Source organism: Actinoplanes sp. NPDC048791 (genome assembly GCF_040650095.1).
Lineage (GTDB): Bacteria > Actinomycetota > Actinomycetes > Mycobacteriales > Micromonosporaceae > Actinoplanes.
Genome location: NZ_JBEZGQ010001048.1, coordinates 1 through 2,808 on the forward strand (window position 1 = coordinate 1; position 2,808 = coordinate 2,808).

Annotated in this window: 4 protein-coding genes; 1 reads left to right on the top strand and 3 read right to left on the bottom strand. The window is 74.1% G+C overall.

Annotated features, from left to right (window positions below; genetic code table 11):
• Window positions 1-399 (top strand): carbohydrate-binding module family 20 domain-containing protein (locus AB0C29_RS41890; RefSeq protein ID WP_360832945.1); only part of this gene is annotated, 399 nt, incomplete at its 5' end.
• 49 nt (window positions 400-448) lie between these two features.
• Here AB0C29_RS41890 and AB0C29_RS41895 read toward each other — a convergent pair.
• The 3 genes from AB0C29_RS41895 to AB0C29_RS41905 all read right to left on the bottom strand — a co-directional run.
• On the bottom strand, window positions 449-1,375 hold the full coding sequence (locus AB0C29_RS41895) for a 2-hydroxyacid dehydrogenase (protein ID WP_360832948.1): 927 nt from the start codon (window positions 1,373-1,375) through the stop codon (window positions 449-451).
• Between the two features lie 5 nt (window positions 1,376-1,380).
• A complete protein-coding gene (locus AB0C29_RS41900; protein WP_360832951.1) occupies window positions 1,381-1,710 on the bottom strand; it encodes a hypothetical protein in 330 nt (109 codons plus the stop codon).
• The coding region (locus tag AB0C29_RS41905) for a hypothetical protein (RefSeq protein WP_360832954.1) at window positions 1,707-2,808 on the bottom strand (1,102 nt) is incomplete at its 5' end. The genes AB0C29_RS41905 and AB0C29_RS41900, both read right to left, overlap by 4 nt.

The window sequence follows — 2,808 nt, forward strand, 5'->3', positions numbered from 1 at the left end:
AACGGGTGCGGGCAGGTCACCGCTCCGCTCGCCTGCACCGCCGGCCTCGCCCTGCCAACCATCTCGCGTAGCTGCGGCACCGGCCCGGCGCCGGCGGGCTGCACGACGGCGGCGACCACCTTCGCGGCGACCGTCAGCACCACGTTCGGCCAGAACGTCTTCGTCACCGGCAACACGGCGGCGCTGGGCAACTGGAACCCGGCCAACGCGGTCGCGCTGTCCTCGGCCACGTACCCGGTCTGGCGGGGCACGGTGTCGCTGCCGGGCAACACCGCGGTGGAGTACAAGTACATCAAGAAGGAAGGGTCGGCCGTGGTCTGGGAGAGCGACCCGAACCGTACGCGGACCACCGCCGCCGCGTCACCGTGCACGGCGACCTGGACCGACACCTGGCGCTGACGACCCCGGCCGCCGCTGCCCGCCTCCGTACGGGTGGCGGCGGCCGGTCTCAGGACCGCAGCACCACATTGACCGGCTCGGCCCCGGACAGCAGCAGGTCGAGCTGCCGGCGCACCAGCCGGGCCACCCGCGGCAGCATGGCGCTGGACATGCCCCCGGCGTGCGGGCTGATCAGCACGTTGGGCAGCCGGAACAGCTCATGACCGACCGGCAGCGGCTCCGGATCGGTGACGTCGAGCGCGAACCGCAGCCGCCCGGACCGGGCCTCCCGCACAATCGCGCCGGTGTCCGCCACCCGCCCGCGCGCGACGTTGACGACGATCGCACCGTCGGGCAGCGCGGCGAGAAACGCGGCGTCCACAAGGTGCACGGTGTCCTCGGTCAGCGGCACCCCGACGACGACCACCTCGCACGTGGGCAGCAGCTCCGGCAGCTCCGCGATGCCGTGCACACCCTCGCGGGCGGTACGCGCGACCCGTACGAGATCAACCTCGAACGGCGCCAGCCGGGCCTCGACCGCCTGCCCGACCCCGCCCTGCCCGAGCACCAGCACCCGCCGGTCGGCCAGGCTCGGATACCAGTCGGGCGCGATCGGCCCCGCGGCCCGGACATAGTCGGGGATGCCCCGCTGCGCGGCGAGCAGCAGCGCGAGGGCCAGCTCGGCGGTGGAGGTCTCGTGCACCCCGCGGGCGTTGGCGTAGACATGCCCCGGCGGCAACGCCTCGGCCACGCCGTCGTAGCCCAGATATTGCGCCTGCACCAGCCGGGTCCGTACCCCGGCCAGCCGGCGCAGGTGCTCGTTGCCCGGCACGTACGGCACGACCACGAGGTCGATGTCCGCCGCGGGCGCGGGACCGGTCATGTCCCAGCGCAGCACGTCGGCCCGGGCGGAGATGTCACCGAGCGCCCGGGCGAGCTCCTCGCCGGGCAGGCTGATCCGGACCCGGGCGGTTCCCGCCTGTCGTGCCTGTTCCACGCCGGTCACTTCTTCCGGCGCAACCGGCGGCCGTCGGGGGTGATCGTGATGTCGGCCCGGGCGCCCGGGCCGGCGAAGACCACGCCGGCATCCACGATGGTGTTGTGGGTCGGCGGATCCCCGGCCGCTGGTGCCTGGCCGACCGGCACCTCCGGCGACGGCGCGTCACCGCGGTGGCGCAGGTGCAGGGCCACGCTGCCGCCGGCCACGGCCAGCGCGAGCAGGAAGCTGCCGACGCTCGCGTACTGGTCGGCCCGGCCGAGATCCTGGACGGCGAAGAACACTCCGGCGCCGGCGAGCAGCACGGCGAGCCCGATCGGGGCGGTCCACCTCATGAGTGCGGCTTCTTCCCAGCGGGCCGCTCGGCCGCCCGGCGGGCTTTCTCCCGGCGCTTGCGAACCTGCCGGTCGAACCTGGCCAGGTTGCCCGCACCGGCCGGCCCGGCATCAACCTCGCTCTTGCGGGTCAGCGTGTTGCCGGCACCGACCATCACGGCAGCGGCGAGATCCACCCGCCGGGTGCCTGGTGAGCGCCGCACGGTGGTGCCTCCCCCGTCCCCGTCCGTGGCGTACCGCAGCAGCGCCAGGTCTTCGACCTTGCCGAGGGCGTCCATGATCGGCCGCTCCAGGCCGGCATCGCCCTGCCCCGCGGCCAGCGCCCGCACCACATCCTCGCGTTCGTTCAGCAGGTCGGCAAGGGGGACGACGGTCTCGTGGACGTGATAGCGCGTCGCCGAGCGCACGTGCGAATCGTCGCCGAGCACCGCGACGTCCGGGTGGTCGAGATGGGTGTTGACCCGCGCCGCGACCCGCTCCCGATAGGACTGCGAGCCGGGCTCCGGCGCCGGGTCCGCGATCCGGCGCAGCTGGTCCCGGAAGTCCTGGATGGTCTCCTCGGAAGGCTCGGCCAGCATCGCGGCGAACGAGTCGACCGCGGCGGCGTCCCGGTAGAGGCCGGCGCAGTCGAGCGACACCCGGCGCAGGTGGTAGTGGTCGACGGCCTCGAGCTTGCAGTCGTTCGCGACCACCACGGCTTCGGCATCGGTGGCCGCCACGTGCCCGGGACGGAAGAAGGTGCGCGCACCCGCGACGTTCACCTGGCCGTGCGCCGAGGATGCCACATCCAGCCATTTCGGCTGGCGGGTGGGCGCGGCGACCTGCTCGAACCCGACGCCCAGGCAGCCGGCGAGGCCGCCGAGCTCCTGATCCAGCTGGTCGCGTCGCGGCCGGGGCAGCACACCCAGGGACTCGGCGATGTCCAGCTCGCGGGCCAACTCCCGGGCGGCGATCAGGGTGCGGACCAGCCGGGCGGGACGCGGCGCGCTGTCTCGGGCCTCGGCGCGCGACTCAGCCAGCCGGTCGTGCAGGCGGAGCGCGGCTTCGTGGGTACGGTCGAGCCGCTCGGCCGAGGCGTACTCCCGGATCCGGTCGACG

Coding starts and splice junctions, on each gene's coding strand:
- AB0C29_RS41900 (WP_360832951.1), bottom strand. CDS start 1,710: ATGAGGTGGACCGCCCCGATCGGGCTCGCCGTGCTGCTCGCCGGCGCC.